This window comes from Candidatus Pristimantibacillus lignocellulolyticus, from assembly GCA_023639215.1.
GTDB lineage: Bacteria > Bacillota > Bacilli > Paenibacillales > Paenibacillaceae > Pristimantibacillus > Pristimantibacillus lignocellulolyticus.
The window spans coordinates 1,783,777-1,805,443 of sequence record CP097899.1 but is presented as its reverse complement, the minus strand read 5'-3'; the positions used below and the strand labels follow the sequence as shown (position 1 = coordinate 1,805,443).

Below are 21,667 nucleotides of genomic sequence, written 5' to 3'. Positions count from 1 at the left end.
CTTCCTAGAGTAGAGCACGTAATTATAAAATAATGTCTACTAACACGACTTAATAAGTAACATGTTGTAGAAACTTGTAAACGAATGAGAGAGTACTAGTAGATTATATGTATCACTATAACATTATACATTGTTGTACCCGTACCGTAAAGAGGAACTTCGAATTTCATTCCAAATATTTCCGAAATGGCTCAACTTCATCTTCCCATCTCATCTTTACATATATATAGACGTATCAACTTATAAAAAGTTGCGCAATATATATATTTTTTCAATAACTGATGGGAATCAAAATATGGAAATTATTATTCCAATATTCTATTTACTAGTATAGCTTGTACTAGATTTGAAGTCGATACCAAAGTTTTACCATTTGCAATAATAAACGGTACGGATCATGTTCAATCATCCGTACCGTTTAGGTTAGTTTTAATTATAGATGGTTGGTAGCTTCTTCATATCTGCCATAACGCGAGCCATAATAATTGCTGCATCACTACGAAGCATTCTAGCTTTTGGATCGAACATATATCCTTCTTTCGGATCCGCTGTATTAATTGGCTTACCAACAATGAAACCTTTCTTCTGAATAGCTAGTACGGCTGGAATTGAATAGAAGTCAAAGTTTCCGCCATCCTTGAATGCTTTATCCAACTGAGTTTTCGCTTTAGTGGAGTTAGTTTCCAACTTCAGCTCTAGCGCTCTTGCAAGAATAACTGCCGCATCTTGTCTAGATATTTGAACATCCTCATCGAAGAAGCCTGGTCGCGTACCATTAACAATACCTGCTCTTGCTGCCGTTTCAATATAACGATAATCATAAATTGCGTTTGCATTGCTCGCATTTGTAATCGTCTCAGGATAATACGTGAAGTGTAGACTACCCGAGTAGTTGAGAGGCAAGTCTAGCGCTCTTACGATCATACGTGTGAACTCACCACGAGTTACGTAACGATCACCACCAAATTGATTGACTGGCTCAACTGCATTCATAATACCCTTCGAATAGATAGCTTCCATCGCTTCACGAGCATAGCTATGATCTGTAATATCGTTATAACTACGAGTTAGTTTAACCGCTACGTAATAACCGAATTTCGTAAATGGAACTGTAATGGTACCTTTTTTCGTATCCACTACACCACCAATATTTTCCCATGTGCTGTTATACGGATCAAAGCGGAACACCGTTACTGTTGTACCCGCGCTAGACACGATACTATTATCATAAGTTAGCGTCAATGAGCCTGGTGCACTTGGCGCAAGTTCGCGGCCAAATTGATAGTAACGATTTGCAAAGTTTTCTGTATACTTACCTGCAATATTAGGGAACGGATAAGGATCCAGTCCCGTTGTAATTGGATCGTATTGTGGTGATGACACATCAGGGTTATCAGCTAACCCAGCATCAATCCAATACAATGGACTTGCTTTTATGAAACGACTTGCTTGGTTATCAAAACGATTCTTAATGTGTAAATACCCTGTTGCTTGACTATCCGCTGAATAATCTGGCGGTTGGCTTTCAAACATATGACGATCAACTATTCCGTCATCAGGGTTAGCGATGGCAAATAGAATTTCATGACCATTATATACTTGAGTTGCTGAGTTTGATGACTCATTATATTTCGGACGAATTAAGTTAGTATTATTTTGGAACGTAAGCGTTAATGAGTTATTAAATACTTTATGCGATTTCTTCATTGTTTCTAAATATTTCGCACCAGGTATATTGGTTGGTACATATTTCACGGTAATACTATCTGTAATTTTTGTATCACCCCTCGTTATTGTGAACGAGATCTTCGTATCTTTATTTGCTTTCAAATCACTAACTACCGTACGGAAAGCATTCACTGTTGTTGTTTGTCCGTTAGAGTAATCAAGATAAGCTACTTTCTCAGCTGCAGTTTTACCAACAGTAAGAGATTCTGCTCCAGGTGCACTAATAATTAATTCTACGAAGTTTTGGTTCGTAATTCGTTCCTCTACTACTGGTGATTTAATGCTGTAAGGAATAGAAATTGGGTTAACTTCTAAACGATACGTAGCACGTGGACCACCGTCTCCTGCATTGAATACTGAAATTACATAAACAAGCGGACTGCCATCTTCAGGCATAGATTGATTAGAAATATCAAAGAAGAAGTTTTGATTCTCTTTATCATAATAGAACGTAATGTTGGCGTCAGGTGTAGATGCATCTGATGCAGTACTGTTATGAATCTTATCTGCGCCAGTACTAAGCTTCTGTATGTTACGCCTGCCGTCAGTCTCCTTAAACTGTTTACTTAGATCCCATTTCACATCTGTTTTCCAATCAGGATTGGAAATCGTGACTTTATAGTCTGTTGGTGTAATCTTGCCTGGTGTTCCTGGTGTTCCTAATGTAGCATTAATCTGCGTATCATCAGTTCCTAGATCGATGAAATCAAATGTACCATAAACGTTAAAGTCAGCTTGTTTCGTTGTAAATATGCCACCCGAGTTATTAAAGTTTGCATCGTTAGATGTTGGTGGCCATTTACCTACTGTATATGGATATACGCCATCTGTATCAACAGCAGGTATAGTTGGTAAGTTCGTTGGAACGATGTTGAATTTAATTGTGCTTTCATAATTGTACGTATCGGTAATAAACACGAATTTCAACGTGTTTTCACCAGCTTTATTCATAATTGCAGCTAGTTCACTAGCTTTATCACGATCTACACCAGTAATTTTACCAGTACTATCAATTGTGATACCATCCGGTCTAAACAAAGGTGAATTTTTTGCGTTCGTTTTATCATAAGAATTAATCGCCACTTGAACATTATTCAAATACATAAATACTGAAACTGGTGCAGCTGGGCTTGTTTGTGCCTCATAACGAATATCTGAATTATTAGCAATATTCATAATGCGACCGGCAAGACCACCTAATTTTTCAATAAGCACGGTATTCGTATCTTTGTATGAATCATAATTAATAGACATACCATCTACAACATTTTCATACTTCACATATGGACCATATTGAAGCTTGAAAATAGCAGACTTTGTATCGGTATTTTGTCCAATAACTAGCGAGAATTCTGCATTATTCGTCCCAGTTTTCGCTAATTTATCTAGTTGTAAGAATACACGAAGATACTCTGTGCTTACTCCATTCACAGTTTGTGTTACTACTTCTTTAACTGGATATCCGTTACTATCTACAATGACTTTGTAACCGTACGTAGAACCGTTAATTTTTAATTTGATTGCATCAGTCAAGTTTTGAGAAAGAGACCCTAAAACATTACTTGCATTAGCAACGAGCAATTCTACTGCCATCGGGATGGAGTATACATCTACTCCTGACGCTCCAATATCAGTTCCTTGAAGTGATTTCAACTGATTAACATTGTTCGCTTTCGAAGTTGTCGTACTATTAGGTACAGCAGACGTCATTGTAGAATCAAATCCTGATAGGTAATTAATATCTGCGATGTATGATTTAGTGCTATCACGAAGAATAATTCTACGCTCATCAGATACATCATATTGTGTAGTATTTGGAGCTTGAATCGTATACGTAATTGGTGAGTTATACTTTTGTGCTATTTGAGCTAGATTAAATGAGTAACTTACTGTTACATATTTGGTCGTACTAGTTATCGCTGTAGGATCTTGGCCATTAATAGTTACCGTAGGATTAACCGTTTCACCTGCAATTGATATTTTAATATTATTCTTAAAAGCATTTGTTATAGCAGTCGCTGCTGTTGGACTTGTTAGATCTATGGGTGTAGTAGTACTAGTTGTTAGATCATATATTGGCGTTGGAATTATAGCCTTACCTGTTAATGTCAAACCTTTAGTGCCATCGATAGAATACTCTCCACCATAAGTCACATTATATGCTTTATTATCACTAGTAAGCTTCTCATCATAATGAGTAACTTCACCATTATAAAGCGCCACTTGTCTTGTTGTCTCTACAACTTGACCACCGTTCGTTACTTTGAACTTGATCGTATTCATACCTTTCTTAATAGAAAGCTGAGACGTAGAGAAACGATAATTAGAAGTAGATGTAGATACGTTAAAGTCATACGTGTAGTTATTGATTTCAACCGTTACTTTACTCGCATTCGGAGCGTAACCTTCTAACGTAATAATTCCTGTATCCGTTGGAACAGCAGCATTAGAATATAGCATAGTAACGCCACTTTCTTCTACTGCATATGAACGATTTTCGAATAGAATGTTCAAGTCAGTCAACATTGGACTATCACGGAATTCGATATAGATACTTTCTTCTACCGTAGAAGTACCCGCAACACCTTTGAATGTAATTTTATTCATACCAGCAAACAGCTCAAGAGCTGACACGGTCATTCTATTATCACCTGTCGTTGTAATACCTGTTGAAATATCTTGTGTGCTATTTAACGGTGTATCGCTATTTGCCGTTACTTGTTGTACTTTGTAACTAATTGAGGAACCTACAACCCCATTAATTGTACCTGTTAAACTAATAATTTTGTTTGATACGATTCTTGCTGAAGCTTTTGTATCCTTCTCGTTCGGGAACAAGAAGTAACTACCTGCCGCTTCGGCTTGATTCGTTGTTCCGTACATTGGAAGTAAAGATACGAATAATGCCAATGTTAAAACAATGGATAAAAACTTTTTCAAGTGAATAACTCCTCTCTGACAACCTTATTTATTATTTATCTCCTACATGAATTGCAGCTTAATGCAGATCACATGTGAGAGTAGACTACAAAATTTAATACTCCTTCCCATAATTTACATGTCCAATATTACTATAGACGCAAATTGTCCAAAAAAGTTCCATACAGTTTATATCGGTCAGAGAGATGCTCTTTTTAAGTGATTTTAAAATGAAAAAACTACTAAACATAAAATGTTTAGTAGTTTTTTCATTTATATGATGTGGGTTACATTATTTACTCCGCGATTCAGCATTAACTTTGCCGATCTTGAGCCCTAGCTTCGTTAGTAGGTTAATGACTGGTCTTCTTGATTTATCGACAATGCCGATAACTTCGGCGCCAATTTGCAAGAAGAATATAACTAAACATACGACAGCGAATGTTATCCAGTTCGCACCGTTGAATTTGATAACAGCGGATTGAATAATTGCCATACCGCCAAAGATTGCTGCTATTCCCCATATCATCAACACCGTTTTACGATGGCTAAAACCAAGGTCTTGCAAACGATGATGTAGATGTCCTTTATCAGGTGCAAAGATCGGCTTCTTGTTCACTAATCGACGAATAATGGCGAAAAATGTGTCAGATAGTGGTACACCGATAATAAGTAAAGGAATAACAAAAGATACAAGCGTAATTTGTTTAAAGGAAATCAAAGATAACAATGCTAAGCAGTAGCCTAAAAACAATGACCCTGAGTCGCCCATAAAGATTTTGGCGGGATGAAAATTATATTTCATAAATCCTATAATACCACCGAGTAACAATGTACTCATTAGAATAACAGGCTGGAAGCCCATAATAATTGCCATAATAAGAATAGTACTAATTGCAATGCCAGAAACACCAGCTGCGAGACCATCAAGTCCATCAATAAGATTAATGGCGTTGGTTACACCTACGATCCAAAGAATTGTTACCGGAATACCGATCCATTCCTTCAGATGCTGCATGTTCTCACCGAACGGCAAGCTAACAAAGCTAATATGAATATCAAATCCAAATACAACAACACATGCTGCAATAATCTGAAATACAAGTTTAAGTTTTGCGGATAGTTCAAAACGATCATCAAGTGCACCCGTTACGATAATAATCGTGCCTCCAACAAGCATCGCTTTCACAAGATTAGAATCCTTCGGTAGCCATGTACCTTCAGGAATAAGTGCGAATACACAGAAAAATGCTCCGACAAACGCAAGATAAATAGCAAGACCACCCATTCGTGGCATAATTCTCGTATGAACTTTACGATGATTCGGTTTATCAATTGCTCCGACCATAAATGCGAACTTTTTAACCAACGGTGTTAATACCAAGGCTATTACAAGTGCAATTACGAAACCAACCGCATACACTGCTCCAATTGGCATAATAATAATTCTCCCCCTCTGTACGTACAAGCGGAAATAGATGATCGCGATGTGCTTATCATTCACAAGTAGCCATCAACTTATCCAAGGTCTTAATGCCAGTTCTTTATATATCAGGCACCAAACAGAATTATACTCCCCACTAAGGTAAATTACTACTATCGATTTCGTGCAAATTTACATAAATTTGATTAAAAAACAAACGTTTCCTACCTATTTTGTAATGTTATCGCGGTTTCGCATCACTTTAATCATGAATTTAGGAATAACCATCATTCTTGGTAAACGTTTCGGCTCTTGTACTAATCGGAATAACCATTCAAGTTTCGATTTTTGCATCCATTGAGGTGCACGTTTTAATTTACCTGAAATAACATCAAAACTTCCGCCAACACCCATAATAAGGGGAACGCCCAATTGTTTCCTATGCTTCACAATCCAAGGCTCTTGTGTCTCAGCACCTCTAGCTACAAATAGTAAATGTGGTTGTAATTCTGTAATTTCAGCGATAACTTCAGCATCCTGTTCAGCAGTAAAGAAACCATTACGATAACCAACTACTCTCACTTGTGGATATTGCAATTGAAGCGTGTTTGCAGCAGATTCAATAATTTCTTGACTTGTACCTAATAAATACACTTTCCAATGATGCTTCTCACCTTTAGCCATCAGTTCATGAATAAGTTCAATTCCTGTAACTCGTTCCGTAATTGGACTACCGCCTTGCTTTGCTGCCCATATGATACCAGCGCCATCAGGTACAATAAGATCAGATTTAAACATCATTTCTTTGTACTGAGGTTTTTCTAGTGCTGTCATTACCATAATTGGATTAGCTGTTATGACATGGGTTTGAATATTAGATTCAATACTGTCAGTTAAATGTTCAACTGTTTCTTGCATGCTCATTTTGGAAAACGGAATACCAAAGATTTTAATTTTCGGTACAGGTTTCGTCATGAGGATCATCACCTCGATATATTTTGACGCAAAAATTGGATCAATTGTTGCGCTGGTTTCTGAGATTGTTCAATAAGTTGTGAAATATAAGGTTCTTTTTCCGTTTTCCACTTCTCTTTACCATCTAATAATTGTATAACTTGCGCTGTAAATTGATCAGCATTCAAATGCTCTGTTGATCCAATTGCTTCAGAACCGATTCGTTCAAGAAATTGATCGATTTTAGGATCATAGCTTAAACCAAGCAATGGTATACGTTGATTAGCCGCATAGATTAACGCATGAAGTCGCATACCGAATAAGACATCACACTGCGAAACTGCTAATAACATCTGTTGCGGGTCATCCTCGACATTAGCAATTTCTACCGTACTTGAATCATTTAGATGAGGTACGATGAGATCATGGACATAATGAGATGCTTCCACATCATCAGGCGTATGGAATGGCAAGAAGCGAATATGAACATCACGCTCATTAATTAATTTGAGTAACGCTGCTACAATATAATCCAGTTTTTTGTTATCGCTGGGCCAGAAACGAACCGATACACCAATAACAGGCTTGTCCTGCTCTATTACTTTCCAATTTGTCTGTTGATCAGGAAGTGGCATACCCATTACTGGATCGGGTACTACCTCTATCGATTGTTTTACAACGCCAATATTACGTAATAACCGTGCAGATTGTTCATCCCTTACTGAAATATAGCTACTTTTCTTCATCGCTGAAGAAATGAAAGGAAACATAACTCGAGAATTGACTGGTCCAAGTCCTTGAGCATAGATAAAGGTTGGTTTACCTAACCATTGAGCAAGTTTAATAACTCCAGTATAGTACGGAATGGTCTTCTTACCCGTTGCATCTTGTAACAAACTTCCTCCTCCACTTATCAATGCATCTGCTGACTTTATTGCTTTCCATATAGAAGCAGGATGCATTCGAGGCATAGACTCTACACCATACATTGCAGTTGTCGAAGCAGGATCATTACTTAATACGATAGGCACAATTGTTACGTTCGCACGCTCTCCTTGCTCTTGCAGGGCAAGGAGAATGGAACGAAGCACTGCTTCGTCCCCACTATTGTTAAAGCCATAATAACCTGAAATTACAATTCTAAACGTTGTCGAATTGGAGGCCATACCCATTTACGCCAAACTCCTTCCAATACGATCCAAATGCCGATAAGTATTAAGCCGAAGATAATACCTACGCCCAGTCCTAAGCCCGTACGAATGATAGAAATTAGTAACGGTGTATGAATATGTGTAAATGTACTTACCATCGTCAACTGACCTAGTGTTCCAACAATAATTAATAACCAAGCGGAACGATAACGAAGCGCAAGGAATAGTCCTAACAACATCGGTGGATGTCCAAGCATAAATTCTTTGAAACGTGGACGTACTCCTACGCTCGATTCTAACCATCGACGAACGATCATTTCTATTCCAGATACTTGTCCACCGTTACCAGTACGGCTTAAGTAGTATAACCCTATAGCTGCTAACACAAGCGCAACGATAACCCATAGCAGTGTAATTGGTTTCACAAGAATTTTCCATAGACGTGAAAGTACACCTTTGGCACCATTACCTTGATATAAGAATACATAAATCGCAACTAAAACAATTGGTCCGATATGAAGCGCACTTACGCCGCGGAATTGTTCAATTACTAGACGATACGTAATGTTATGCAATAGTCCAAATACGAGTGGAACAGAGCATAGCGTAATGCATGTCCCAACAACGAACCAGTTCAGAGCAAGCCCTAAGCGACGAGTAATAGCCATGTCCGGGAAGATCCATTTGTGTTGCTCTAAGCTTCCATCATGAATTGGAGTCGTGCCACCCAATGTCCACTCGTTACCACCAACCATGCGACGCTCACCGATCGTGCGTGCATAGATACGATTCATGATCCAGATCACACCTAGTGTCGGTCCGCTTATCGCTGCTCCTAATGCTAGTCCCTGCTCTAATAGTGAGCTGTTCAATACAAACAAACCAGCAGACCCGATCAGACCTAATAAGAATACGATAATCTGGCTTCCTGGAATAAATGTAGAAATTAATAAAGTAATAATCGCAATTGCCCCAAGCACGACAATCATACGTGCATATTTCACCCAAGTCGGATTTTCATACGCAAATGCTTCTGCAATACCTGAAGGATACCCGTTAGCATCTAACTGTGCGATAACTCCCTCTTCACCTGCAAGTTCAGTAACAAGCTTCTCAACAGAGCTTTCAAGCACACCTGTGTTACCATTTGATTTAATACCAACATTCAAGAAGAACACACGAATATTACGATCTTTTGCTGCTAATAGGAAGCGATCTGTCATTCCTTCAGCAGTCATCGTAAAGCTATCATCAGGGGATAAAGAATACACTCGAACGATATTATAGTTAGTTCCATATGCAAGTGTATTTAATCCTTCTTGAGGTGCTTTTAAGTTCTCGATAATACTTACGCCCATATTATATTTTTTAAGTAATGCTGCATATTGCGTCAAACTTTTAAATTCAGCTTGATCTGTAGCACCTTTTACTTTAGAGCCATCAAAAATAATACGTGTAACGCCATGTTCACTTAGTCGAGCAAGCTGTTCTTCTGCCCATTTCACATCAAATGGCTGAATACGGTCAGAAAAGCGCGCTACGATATTAAATCCCATTCCAACAAGCTTATCTATTGTCATAGGATCAAAATCTAATGTTTTCAGTGTAGCAGCATTAACTGCTTCATCGATAATTAGACCTGACTTACCTTTGAATTCATACTTGGTAACATTGACACCTTGACGTTCAAATTCACGTTCAATAATTGGTGTAATTTCCGTAGCAGCTTGTTCACTGCTGAACAGAACGTAAGTATGGTTAACATTCGTATCAAGCACTTCGCCTCGCAAAGTTGCCATCTCTTTCTCAGAGTAGTACACCAAACGACCTGATTGCATCAAGTCTTTCAATGAACTTTCGTATAAGGACATAGAATTTACTCCAGCAGTTTTCAAACTAGCTAACTGCTCGTCCATATACTTCGTAAAGTCCAATTGATAATTTGCAATTTCTTCTAAGTCACGATAGTCAAATACATACTCAACCGTGTCGGATGAATGCTCCATTTCTACACGTAAAAAACTTAGTGGAATAGCTGCTATAACACCTATTAATGTTATCACCCATAAACAAAGCTTAGCTTGTCTATTAAAACGTTGCCATAGTGTGCGCACAAAAGCCCTCTCTTTCTGCGGTACCATCATTGAGCAAAACATAGTATTGCCACCTTATTCCAATGGAAGTTCAAATCGTTCGCTCGTCAGCACCAAGAAGATGACATATTACATCGTGATCATAGGCGGACAATTTGAGCAACCTTGTACTCAAAACAAAGGTGGCAACTTGATTATACGTTCTATACTATAAAATGCTTCATTGAGGTCATCTTTATTAAAAATAATGTTAATAAGTTTCTTTTAAGGTTGATCGTATCTTAACCCAGCAATGTGTACGGTTTGAGTACACGAGCGGACAAAGTTATGTTCGACTCCAAGTATACTACAATGAGTTACATCGTGATTACGGGCGGACGATTTAAACTACCGTAATTTAATAGAAGTTCAAATCGTTCGCCTGTCAGCACCAAGAAGATGACATGAAGCTAGGAAACGAGGAGCAGAGTGTACGTTATTGGTACACGAGCACCACAGGCTTCCGATGAATGTCATCTTCGATGCCGACTACGCTACAACGCGATACATCGTGATCACGGGCGGACGATTTGAACTACCTTACAAGGAGTCTACACGTTTCATGACTGCTGTTGATACCTTCTCCTGCTTGTCAACTGCATCCGATTCGGAAGAGCCTTTCACAGCGAAGTACACTTTAATTTTCGGTTCAGTCCCAGATGGACGAAGGCAGAACCATGAACCGTCTGCAAGTATATATTTCAGTACATTTTCAGGACGTAATCCTTGAATCCCTTTGGAATAGTCAAGTACTTCAGTAACAGCAACACCAGCAACTTCTACTGGTGGCTGCTCACGGAAGCTATTCATAATAGCAGCAATTTGCTGTACGCCATCAATTCCTTTTAATGTACGTGATTGTTGTGTTTCAAGATAATATCCGAATTGTTGATATAGTTCTTGCAGCACATCATACAATGTTTTTCCTTGTGTACTGTAGTATGCTGCTGCTTCACAAATTAACATTGCCGCAACAATAGCATCTTTATCACGTGCATAAGTACCTGTTAGGTAGCCATAACTTTCTTCATATCCGAACAAAAATGTTTTCTCGCCTGAACCTTCATAAGCAGTCATTTTCTCACCAATATATTTAAAACCTGTAAGCGTGTTTTCTACTGAAGCACCATAATGCTTAGCAACTACCTCGCCCATCTCACTCGTTACGATAGTTTTAATCACGACACCATTGTCAGGCAATTGACCACGTTGTTGTAATTGGCTAAGTAAGTAATGAATCATCAATGCCCCAGATTGGTTACCTGTAAGTACTACATATTCACCTTCGTTGTTTTTTACAACCGCACCCATACGGTCTGCATCAGGGTCGGTACCAACGATAATATCAGCGCCTACTTTACGAGCAAGCTCAATGGCAAGTGTAAATGCTTCTTTCTCTTCTGGATTCGGAGATTTAACTGTGCTGAAATAACCGTCAGGTTGCTCTTGCTGCTCTACAACATATACTTGTTCAAAGCCTGCAGCCGCTAATACATCACGCACTGGCTCATTACCTGCACCATGAAGTGGTGTAAATACCACTTTGAAATTTTTACCTAGATCGCCGTGTAATAGCTCTTGGTTCACACTTTGCGATACTACAGTTTCAACGTATGAGTTATCGATATTCTCATCAAGCCACACTAAAAGACCCGCTTCTTCGGCTGCTTTTTGATCCATACGTTTAATTTCGTCGAAGCTCTCGATACGAGCAATTGCTGCAATGACCTTTTCTGCATCCTCCGGTATTAACTGACAACCATCAGCGCCATATGCTTTATAACCATTATATTCAGGAGGATTGTGACTTGCTGTTACAACAACTCCAGTGCTTGCTTTTAATTCACGAACTGCATAAGACAATTGTGGAGTAGCACGAAGTGAAGTGAATAAATATGTGCGAATCCCATTAGCTGCCAGAACTAGTGCAGCATCAAGTGCGAATTGTGGAGAGTTATTACGTGAATCATGTGCAATAACTGCCGCTGGTGATTGTACGTTCGACTCTAAAAGCCAGTTAGCAAGTCCTTGAGTAGCTTTTCCAACTGTATATGCATTAAGACGATTTGTACCTGCACCCATAACACCACGTAAGCCACCTGTACCGAATTCAAGATCACGATAAAAACGATCTAATATCTCACCGTCTTGACCTGAAAGTTCTTGCAACTCTTGCTTTGTTGCTGCATCAATATTGCTATCATTCAGCCATGACTCATATTTGTTCAACACTTCTTCATTCAACAATTGTCCCATTACCAATAACCTCTTTCTATACTGTAGTTCTTCTATTTCTTATTTGCATCAGATAGCGCAAACATTAATTCGCCTTCTGCAACTACTTTACCATCAACTTTAGCAGTACCTTTACCTTTACCAATTGAACCTTTAAGACGAGTAATCTCTACTTCTAATGTAAGAGTATCTCCAGGTGTAACTTGACCACGGAAACGGAATCCATCAATACCAGCGAAGAATCCTAACTTACCGGCATTTCCTTCTACCGTAAGCATAGCAACCGTACCTACTTGTGCTAATGCTTCAACAATTAGCACTCCCGGCATAACTGGATAACCTGGGAAATGTCCTACGAAGTAGGGCTCGTTCATCGTTACATTCTTTATACCTACAGCACGCTCGCCTGGAACTACTTCAATCATTCGATCTACAAGTAGAAACGGTGGGCGGTGTGGTATTACATTCATAATTTCATTAATATCCATCATATTATATATTACCCCTTCCAAAATTATCATTACGTATAAAAGTGTATCGTTATTCCTATACTAATACTATCCTACATTGTCCTGCAGGTAATGAAGGTTGAGATAAGAGGCTTGCTTTTTAGAATCACATTCTAAAGAGTAAGTCTCTTTGTATATTGAATACACTTGCCTTCAACTATTATAGACTACCTCATGGAAAATGAAAACAAATGCACATCCTTCTGGTTTCATTTACACAAAAAGAATCAGTCAGCAATTGCTGACTGATTCTTTTTGCGACCGTCCTTTATTAAATCAGAAGTTTGAACATTTAAGTTCCAATAAAAGTTCAAATTGTTTGCTTGTCATCTTCGACGCTGAATAAACTACGTTAGCATTAATATCGTGATTACAAGCGAACAATTTGAACATCCTTTAAGAGTCAGCGAAGACTAGATCCCATAAATGCTTCCATGTACTCCACTGAAACACTTCACCCTTAGGTTGACCACCTACAACAACATAGCCAATGTACAATCCGACCACTAACATCACGATCATAATAATCGGAGCGATACATTTACGTAGTATCCAAAACGTTGAGCTCGCCCACCACGGTAATTTTTTAGTGGAAACTTCTTTTTTCACTTCAACTACATCTTCTTCTTTCGCACTTCGTCCGGCGGATTTATGCTTGTCTGAGCGAGAAAGCAACATACCTCTTTCCGTATCGTCGATCGTTGTATGAACATCTAAGTTTGAGGACTGCTCTTTGTTTTTACGATCTTCTACCTCATGTCCGCTTTCTTTCATTGTACAATCACCTTCGTTCTATATGTTACGAGCGTAAGTTATTAGCTAATTGCATCATCGTATCACTAGAACTTAAAGCTCTTGCAGCTAACTGATAAGCACGCTGTACTCTAACTAAATCGGTCATTTGTGTAGCCATGTCAACGTTAGATTGTTCTAAGTAACCTTGACGAACAGCTATTTTGTTAGCACCATTAGGAATAATTCTAGCAACAACTTCATCAACATTCAAGCCAGCAGATACAGCATATAAGTTATCTGAAATAGCTGTCATCGCATCAGGTCTGACTGCTTTCACCATATTGATAGAACCTACTGTAATTGTACCACTATTGTTAACAGCTAGTACTGTTCCGTCCGTCTGAACTTGCATTTCGTATCCGTTAGGAATAATAATTGGCCCAGTTGAACCATCAGCTAATGTTCCTGAAACAGGATAACCTTCACTCGTAGTAAGCACACCTTGACCAGCTGCATTCATACTAATCTGGAATGAACCATCACGTGTATATGCTTTTGTTCCAGCGTTATCAACAATAACTTCAAATAATGCATCGCCTTCAATAGCCATATCCGTTAATACACCGGTCTGGTTCAATGAACCTTGAGTGAAATCCATTGCAATTCCAGTTACACGCGAGCCCCATCCTTGTGTGAAACCAAGTGGAGATAAGCGACCATCTAGATCAAAACCCTCGGGCTGTGCTTTTGTAGTCGTTAATAAATCATCAAATACAGCAGATTTTGATTTGTATCCGACTGTATATTGGTTGGCAACGTTATCTGAAATTGTATTGATTTTATTTTGATAGGCATTCATGGAATTGATAGCATTTATCATTGAGCTATTCATTATAATTCACACCTCACTAGATCATCCAATTTTACTGATATCATTAGATTCTCCCAATTTCATTCGCTGTTTTTTGCAAAGTTTGATCAAAATATTGAACCATCTTTTGATTCGCCTCATACGCTCGAGCTGCTGCCATTAGATCAACAGATGCTTGTGTCATATCCACATTAGAAAGTTCAATATAACCTTGTCTCACTTCAACTTGAGCATCATCTGCAATTGCTTCAGCAGTGCCTTCAACTAGTGTAAAAGTTCCATTACCTTCACGCACTAAACCATTAGGATTATCTATTTGAGAAATTAAAAGCTGTATGCCCGTATCTTCACCATTTGATGTAACAAGACGACGATCAGCAGTTAATGTAAGATCATTGATACTTACTCCTGCAGGTAATACGATTGGCTCATTATTCGTATTGAGTACACGATCGCCATTATTCGTAACCAGATTCCCTTGACTATCTACAGAGAATTGACCACCTCTAGTATACTTCACTTCTCCAGCAGCGTTCTGAACCGTGAAATATGCTTGTGGCTGAAATACAACATCACCATTTTGAGAGATAGCTTTCCCTGATTGATCAAAGTTCAAACCGTCTACTGAAATATTTGACATAATAGCAAAATCGTTCGCATTATTCGTCTGTGTTATATCACCTTGCGAATGATACGTTAAACTTTCTTCCCCCAATACAGCACCAGTCCAAGTACCAATAATGTTGTTACCTGTGCTTTCTACACCTGTCATCTGTAATAACATCTCGTTAAATGAACGAAGCGCGGTAGTGTTTTGTTTATAACCGGCTGTCTCTATATTAGATATATTATTTGTAACAGTATCGTGACGTCGCTGCTGACTAATTAAGCCAGATGCAGCGGAATAGAGCCCTCTAAGCATATTGCTCCTCCTCATCATCTCATAATTCTATTGTATCATTATCGGAAAAAGAAGGCTTAATGTTAATAGTGCATCGCCGATTTACACAGCGAGTGTAAGTTTCTAGTACACAAGCGGACTATATAAATTATATAATTTCAATGAAGTTCATCTTAGACTCTGCACAGCAAGTGTACGTCACTAGTACACAAGCAGACTATATAAACCAAATTTCAATGAAGGTTCAAATTGTTCGCTTGTCAGCACCAAGAAGATGCACTCCAGCGGAAACGAGTAGCACAGCGTACGTTATTTGTACGTGAGCACACGCAGGCTTTCGATGGAGGGCATCTTCGCTGCCGGATAAGCTACGTCAGCTTATTCATCGTGATCACAAGCGACAATTTGAACTTCTACTCGAATAAGCGCTTCAGCACGTCCCCCTATGACGCCTTACCCACGCTTACCCGTCTCATCATTTGTATTAACGTTTGAGCTTGTCCAGATTATCTAATAGAATACCTGTACCTTTAACAACACAGTGCATCGGATTCTCTGCGATCAATACAGGAACTTTCAATTGGTCAGCAAGTAATGAATCAAATCCACCTAATAGCGCACCGCCACCAGTAAGAATAACACCGCGATCAATAATATCGGCAGATAATTCTGGAGGAGTTTGTTCAAGAACGTATTTTGCCGCTGATACAATCGACATAACCGGATCCCATAGCGCTTCACGGACTTCGTTGGAACGGATTGTAATCGTTTGTGGTAATCCTGTCACCATATCCCGACCACGGATATCCATTTCTTCACTTGAAGAGTTTTGAAGTACTGTACCGATACGAATTTTAATATCTTCGCTAGTTCTTTCACCAATAAGTAACTTATACTTGCTCTTGATGAATTTCATAATAGATTCGTCGAACTTGTCTCCCGCTACTTTAATAGAAGATGCTGTAACAATATCACCCATAGATAGAACTGCTACGTCTGTTGTACCGCCACCGATGTCCACAACCATGTTGCCGCTAGGCTGGAAGATATCCATTCCAGCCCCGATAGCGGCAGCTTTTGGTTCTTCTTCTAAATACACTTCTTTTGCACCACTACGTTCAGCAGCCTCACGAATAGCCTTCTGTTCAACAGAAGTGATATTTGTAGGCGCGCAGATCAAAATACGCGGACGTGAATACCAAGTACGTCCATCAACACGATGAATAAATTCTTTTAGCATAATTTCCGTAATGTCAAAATCAGCGATAACACCATCACGTAATGGACGAATCGCAACAATATTACCAGGAGTACGCCCTACCATACGATGTGCGTCTTCTCCAACTGCAAGCACTTTTTTAGTATCACTTTCAATAGCTACTACAGAAGGCTCGTCAAGCACTACACCTTTACCCTTTACATGAATCGATACGTTTGCCGTACCCAGGTCAATACCAATATCCTTACTAAACATCAGGCTCTAGTCCTCCAACGAATAATGTATTCATTACTTAGCGCATCTCCACTAACCGGAAATAACCGTTAACTAACATTATTCGCCAAAATGACTGAAAATCCTCTCTTCGAAAAAAGAAATTATATTGGTATTTCTTTCTCAGTCATTGACAATACTATAAGATTACTTTGTATTGCCTGCAGTAAGCACCTCCCGCTTCTTCGGCGTACTTTTTTTATACTTGATTTTCGTTGCTTCTCCTCCGCGTAAATGGCGAATTGACTTGTGATATTCGAGAATATGCTTCACTTGATCTGCTAACTCAGGGTTAATTTCTGGCAATCGCTCCGTCAAATCCTTATGCACTGTACTTTTGGAAACTCCGAATTCTTTGGCGATCGTTCGTACCGTTTGTTTCGTTTCCACAAGACAACGGCCTATTTTAATCGTTCGCTCCTTGATGTAATCGTGCACGCTCCCGCCTCCCTACTCGTATTAAGTTTGGTACATTATATGAGTGGGGCGGGCAGATATTCTCTATCTATCTTTTTACAAATGAAATGAAGTTAATTTTTTGTGCAAAAATATCTTTTTTGTGTTAAAAATGACGCTCACATTATGCAAAATTTTTATCAATTATGACTGTTTAAAAATAAATAAAGGCACCTCTCCAAAGTGGATGAAGTGCCTTTACCAGGTATCGTTATTTTACGATGTAGTCGTTCGGATTAACGTTAGCGCCATTCAGACGAGCTTCAAAGTGTAGATGGTTACCAAGATCACGTTCTACATCACTGCGACCAGCTTTCGCAATAATCGTACCTTGTGCAACTTCATCTCCTTCTTTCACCGTTACTTCAGATAAACTTTGATATACTGTTATAAATCCATTACCATGGCTGATTTCTACTTGCTGTCCGTTAATAGGATTTGATTCTACCAAAGTTACTGTACCTGCTAATGCCGCTTGTACATCAAACGCTTTACCTTCTGGATCTGCAAAGTCAATTCCCATATGTGCAGCGAACGTTGAATCTACTTGAATTAATGCAGCCTCACGCTCTGTAGCTGATGCATCTGTATCATAGTATGGAATTTGAACTTCTAGCGCACTAACGTTAGCAACTGGCCACTGCATATCTTCACCAGTAGCTGCAATTTCTTCTGTTGCATCTAGAGGATCCTCTGCAACAACTTCTTTGTCAGTGCCTTCTACTCCTTCAGTTACCTCTGTACTTGTAGGCTTATCTGTATTAACGTCCTGGTACACCCACAGTAAGGTAACGATAATTGCTGCCGTGATCATGAACAATGCTGGAGAAAACCATTTTTTCGATAGCAGCTTTTTGAATCCTGAACCCGACTTTGCAACATTAGAACCTCTCTTTTCATTTTTAAGAGATTCATCTGTTGATTTTGATTTGTTTTGATTATATTCACTCATTAATATCACCTCAATAGCCATTGTTACCAATCTGACTATCTTTATACGTGATATATACTATTTTTTAGTAGTTTTTTACAAGCTTTGAAGCTTGTTCAATCTGAACGCCTTTATAATAGTGAGTGACAATGTCATTTGCTAGATATCCTTCTTGCGCCATTCCGTTCGCTCCCCATTGACTCATACCAACGCCATGACCATAACCATACGTAGTAAATGTAATCGTCTGTGCCTTCTTATCTTTTGTCCAAGTAAAGTGAGTAGATGCTAATCCTAGTAACTCTCGAATTTTTTTCCCTTCAAAAGTTTGTCCATTAATTGATAGGTTAGCAATACGATTACTATCAGTATGCACCACATCTGATATATTAAGCTTATCTTTCTTATTTTCCGATAGACCAAGCATTTGATATAGTTGCTCATAGCTAAACGCTACTTCCTGCTCGTAACTAGGTGAAATCGATCGATCCCATTTACTATCTACACTTTGCAGGTAGTCGATATCGTAACCCCAATAATCTTCTGCTGCTTCTGTATATCCATTACTAGTCGAGAAAAATACGGCATCGATAGGCTCTTGCTTATAAACTAAAATTTGATTCTTTGTTTCCTCTAATGCTTTTTCGAACTTTTCAAGTGTCTTCTTATTCCTTTTATCTTCTCGATAGGTCAACATCCGTTCATTACTCCAATAGACTTGATGTTGCTGTGTATCTGTAACGATATATTGCTCACCACTTGGCTCGTGTTTCTCCATATTTGATGAACTCATCATGCGACGCACAATATAAGTACGTACTGCCAACATTTGAGCTTTAATCGCTTCTAGTTCAAATGAGCTTGGCATTTCAGCCAAGGTTACTTGCAATACATATTGTTCTAGAGGCACTCGTTCAACAATTTGCTTGTCAGTGAGTAATACGGTAACTATCTGTTGTTCTACGTCATTCTGATTAGCTTCTGTATCCGTACTCCCTTTGTTGTTACTTGAGTTCATATTGTTGTTTCGGAAGCTTGTTGTACGATCTTGTTCGTGCTGAGCTCCCATTGCCATCCCATAATTCCATATGGCTGAACTATTCCCTGATAATACATCAGAGTGCTCAGATGAGTAATCATTCAACGTAGCATGTTGTGCTAGTGTAGGCATTTCTACTGTTATTGCGCTACCATAGTCTAACTGCTTTGATGGCTCTGTAAATCGTACTATTAGCATACATGCTACTAGTACACTACATAAGACTAATAGAATGAGCATCATTGATCTTCTATTAATTTTCGTAATAGGCTTACTTTGCCCATTTCTCAAACGATCCACTTTCCTCTCTGCCTAGTTTCTCTCATCTTTCATGCTATAGCCTATGAATAGATTTGCTAGATTAGAATAGTAATGAGAAAAATAGAAGATTAAAGATCCTTCATATTAGAGGTAGTTTAAAAAAGGTAGATCATAACAACTCGACATAATCACGATTCACTTTTTCTGCATGCTAAAAAGGGTGAACATTTTACTCGTATCATCTAATAGATACGAATAAAATATTCACCCTTGAATATTTATGATCACATTATGCCATAAGTTCTTGTACAATTGAGTAACGTTTTTTCTCTTTTACTGGTGCAGACAATACTTCATCCTCTATGCGCTCAATATGCGCACCAAGAGAAGCAAGTTTTCCAGTAATATTGACGTAACCACGATCTACATGATGAAGACCTGTTAACACAGTTTCGCCTTCGGCACGCAGTGCAGCACATAATAAAGCAGCTCCAGCACGTAAGTCTGTTGCACAAACTTTCGCCCCTTTAAGCGGCATATTACCTGTTACAATCGCTGATCTACCATCAACTTTTATTACTGCTGACATCTTTTGAAATTCTTCTACATGCATAAATCGGTTTTCAAATACTGTTTCTGTAATGACACTTGTACCCTCTGAAGTTAACAATAGTGCCATCATCTGAGATTGCATATCTGTAGGGAATCCAGGATGCGGTAATGTTTTTACATCAACTGACTTTAGTTTTTTGGGAGCACATACATGAATACCAGCATCATTGCTCGTAATTTTGACACCCATCTCTTCTAGCTTAGAAATTACTGGAGCTAGATGATCAGCTATTGCTCCTTCAACCATTACATCTCCGCCTGTGATCGCGGCTGCAATCATATAAGTACCCGCTTCAATACGATCAGGGATTACCTGATGATGAGCACCTTTTAGAGTCTGCACACCTTCTATGCGAATGATGCCTGTTCCAGCACCACGAACTTTTCCACCCATAGCATTAATGTAATTAGCCAAATCAACAATTTCTGGTTCACGTGCAGCATTCTCAATAACCGTTGTACCATTAGCTAATGATGCTGCCATAATAATATTTTCAGTCGCACCTACGCTTGCTACATCCAAATAAATTTTGGCACCTTGTAGCCCGTTAGGACAAGTTGCCTCAATAGCACCATGTTCCAAATTAATAATAGCCCCCATAGCTTCAAAACCTTTTAAGTGTTGCTCTATTGGTCTTGAACCAATTGCACAACCGCCTGGCAGTGAAATCTTTACTCTGCCGACTCTTGCTAATAATGGACCCATCACTAAAAATGAAGCACGCATCTTACGAATAAGCTCATAAGGCGCTTCTGAGGATGTAATCTTTGGAACAGAAATGCGCATTGTTTCCTGATTATATTGTTTTTTAGCACCTAATGACGCTAACACCTCTTGAATTGTCATAACATCATCAAGAGCCGGCACATCTGTTATTACACTTTCGCCTTCAGTCGCTAACAACGAGGCCGCAAGAATAGGAAGTACCGCGTTCTTTGCACCACTTACGCGCACATTTCCCATTAATCGTTGACCTCCGCGGACGATAATCTTTGCCATCTTGCGTCCCTCCGCGAATCATAATTTTACGATAAAAATTCCATGGAATACCATATTTGATGACAAATATACACCCATCAATCTTAATCTTAACATCATTAGCGACTAATCGACAAGGAGAAAATTTTAATGTGAAGATCTTGTCAAATTTGATCGCAATTTGTATTTGTAGCATAGTACCAAGTATTCCGATAAAAGTGTAAAAATTGGATTATTTCCCGCCTAAAAGATGATAACAAGCGAAAAAACAAGGAGTAGAGTATATATTTTGGTTACCTGAGCAACTACAAAGGAATGATTAGAAATTCCTCATATATT

General features: G+C 38.7%; 15 protein-coding genes. All 15 read right to left on the bottom strand.

What is annotated here, in order from left to right:
• Positions 1-429 precede the first annotated feature (429 nt).
• The 15 genes from NAG76_07560 to murA all read right to left on the bottom strand — a co-directional run bounded on the left by NAG76_07560 (position 430) and on the right by murA (position 21,349).
• On the bottom strand, positions 430-4,668 hold the full coding sequence (locus NAG76_07560; protein URN96075.1) for an S-layer homology domain-containing protein: 4,239 nt from the start codon (positions 4,666-4,668) through the stop codon (positions 430-432).
• A 271-nt stretch (positions 4,669-4,939) separates the two neighbouring features.
• Positions 4,940-6,085: an undecaprenyl/decaprenyl-phosphate alpha-N-acetylglucosaminyl 1-phosphate transferase gene (locus NAG76_07555; GenBank protein ID URN96074.1), complete on the bottom strand. Its 1,146-nt coding sequence runs from the start codon at positions 6,083-6,085 to the stop codon at positions 4,940-4,942.
• A 213-nt stretch (positions 6,086-6,298) separates the two neighbouring features.
• On the bottom strand, positions 6,299-7,045 hold the full coding sequence (locus tag NAG76_07550) for a WecB/TagA/CpsF family glycosyltransferase (protein URN96073.1): 747 nt from the start codon (positions 7,043-7,045) through the stop codon (positions 6,299-6,301).
• A gap of 8 nt (positions 7,046-7,053) precedes the next feature.
• A complete protein-coding gene (gene csaB, locus NAG76_07545; GenBank protein URN96792.1) occupies positions 7,054-8,190 on the bottom strand; it encodes a polysaccharide pyruvyl transferase CsaB in 1,137 nt (378 codons plus the stop codon).
• The gene (locus NAG76_07540) at positions 8,157-10,331 is read right to left on the bottom strand and encodes a DUF5693 family protein (protein URN96072.1); all 2,175 of its coding nucleotides are present in this window, start codon (positions 10,329-10,331) and stop codon (positions 8,157-8,159) included. Before NAG76_07540 ends, csaB begins: the two co-directional genes overlap by 34 nt.
• A gap of 516 nt (positions 10,332-10,847) precedes the next feature.
• Entirely contained in the window at positions 10,848-12,563 is a 1,716-nt protein-coding gene (locus tag NAG76_07535) for a phospho-sugar mutase (protein ID URN96071.1), read from the bottom strand.
• A gap of 32 nt (positions 12,564-12,595) precedes the next feature.
• The gene (gene fabZ, locus NAG76_07530) at positions 12,596-13,033 is read right to left on the bottom strand and encodes a 3-hydroxyacyl-ACP dehydratase FabZ (GenBank protein URN96070.1); all 438 of its coding nucleotides are present in this window, start codon (positions 13,031-13,033) and stop codon (positions 12,596-12,598) included.
• Between the two features lie 414 nt (positions 13,034-13,447).
• Positions 13,448-13,825 carry a DNA-directed RNA polymerase subunit beta gene (locus NAG76_07525; protein URN96069.1) on the bottom strand — a complete coding sequence of 126 codons (378 nt, stop codon included), beginning with the start codon at positions 13,823-13,825 and terminating at the stop codon, positions 13,448-13,450.
• A gap of 25 nt (positions 13,826-13,850) precedes the next feature.
• The gene (locus tag NAG76_07520; GenBank protein ID URN96068.1) at positions 13,851-14,678 is read right to left on the bottom strand and encodes a flagellar hook-basal body protein; all 828 of its coding nucleotides are present in this window, start codon (positions 14,676-14,678) and stop codon (positions 13,851-13,853) included.
• A gap of 43 nt (positions 14,679-14,721) precedes the next feature.
• Complete coding sequence (locus NAG76_07515) at positions 14,722-15,579, bottom strand: flagellar hook-basal body protein (GenBank protein URN96067.1); 858 nt, start codon at positions 15,577-15,579, stop codon at positions 14,722-14,724.
• Between the two features lie 463 nt (positions 15,580-16,042).
• On the bottom strand, positions 16,043-17,032 hold the full coding sequence (mreB, locus tag NAG76_07510) for a rod shape-determining protein MreB (protein ID URN96066.1): 990 nt from the start codon (positions 17,030-17,032) through the stop codon (positions 16,043-16,045).
• Between the two features lie 165 nt (positions 17,033-17,197).
• On the bottom strand, positions 17,198-17,488 hold the full coding sequence (gene spoIIID, locus NAG76_07505) for a sporulation transcriptional regulator SpoIIID (GenBank protein ID URN96065.1): 291 nt from the start codon (positions 17,486-17,488) through the stop codon (positions 17,198-17,200).
• 229 nt (positions 17,489-17,717) lie between these two features.
• On the bottom strand, positions 17,718-18,458 hold the full coding sequence (locus tag NAG76_07500; GenBank protein ID URN96064.1) for a M23 family metallopeptidase: 741 nt from the start codon (positions 18,456-18,458) through the stop codon (positions 17,718-17,720).
• 64 nt (positions 18,459-18,522) lie between these two features.
• Positions 18,523-19,767 carry a stage II sporulation protein D gene (spoIID, locus tag NAG76_07495; protein URN96063.1) on the bottom strand — a complete coding sequence of 415 codons (1,245 nt, stop codon included), beginning with the start codon at positions 19,765-19,767 and terminating at the stop codon, positions 18,523-18,525.
• Positions 19,768-20,026: 259 nt separating this feature from the next.
• Positions 20,027-21,349 carry a UDP-N-acetylglucosamine 1-carboxyvinyltransferase gene (murA, locus tag NAG76_07490; protein URN96062.1) on the bottom strand — a complete coding sequence of 441 codons (1,323 nt, stop codon included), beginning with the start codon at positions 21,347-21,349 and terminating at the stop codon, positions 20,027-20,029.
• Positions 21,350-21,667 lie beyond the last annotated feature (318 nt).

Bases quoted from the DNA above. Each gene is read 5' to 3' on its own strand.
- NAG76_07555 (URN96074.1), bottom strand. From the start codon at position 6,085: ATGCCAATTGGAGCAGTGTATGCGGTTGGTTTCGTAATTGCACTTGTA.
- NAG76_07550 (URN96073.1), bottom strand. From the start codon at position 7,045: ATGACGAAACCTGTACCGAAAATTAAAATCTTTGGTATTCCGTTTTCC.
- csaB (URN96792.1), bottom strand. From the start codon at position 8,190: ATGGCCTCCAATTCGACAACGTTTAGAATTGTAATTTCAGGTTATTAT.
- NAG76_07540 (URN96072.1), bottom strand. From the start codon at position 10,331: ATGTTTTGCTCAATGATGGTACCGCAGAAAGAGAGGGCTTTTGTGCGC.
- NAG76_07535 (URN96071.1), bottom strand. From the start codon at position 12,563: ATGGGACAATTGTTGAATGAAGAAGTGTTGAACAAATATGAGTCATGG.
- fabZ (URN96070.1), bottom strand. From the start codon at position 13,033: ATGATGGATATTAATGAAATTATGAATGTAATACCACACCGCCCACCG.
- NAG76_07525 (URN96069.1), bottom strand. From the start codon at position 13,825: ATGAAAGAAAGCGGACATGAGGTAGAAGATCGTAAAAACAAAGAGCAG.
- NAG76_07520 (URN96068.1), bottom strand. From the start codon at position 14,678: ATGAATAGCTCAATGATAAATGCTATCAATTCCATGAATGCCTATCAA.
- NAG76_07515 (URN96067.1), bottom strand. From the start codon at position 15,579: ATGCTTAGAGGGCTCTATTCCGCTGCATCTGGCTTAATTAGTCAGCAG.
- mreB (URN96066.1), bottom strand. From the start codon at position 17,032: ATGTTTAGTAAGGATATTGGTATTGACCTGGGTACGGCAAACGTATCG.
- NAG76_07500 (URN96064.1), bottom strand. From the start codon at position 18,458: ATGAGTGAATATAATCAAAACAAATCAAAATCAACAGATGAATCTCTT.
- murA (URN96062.1), bottom strand. From the start codon at position 21,349: ATGGCAAAGATTATCGTCCGCGGAGGTCAACGATTAATGGGAAATGTG.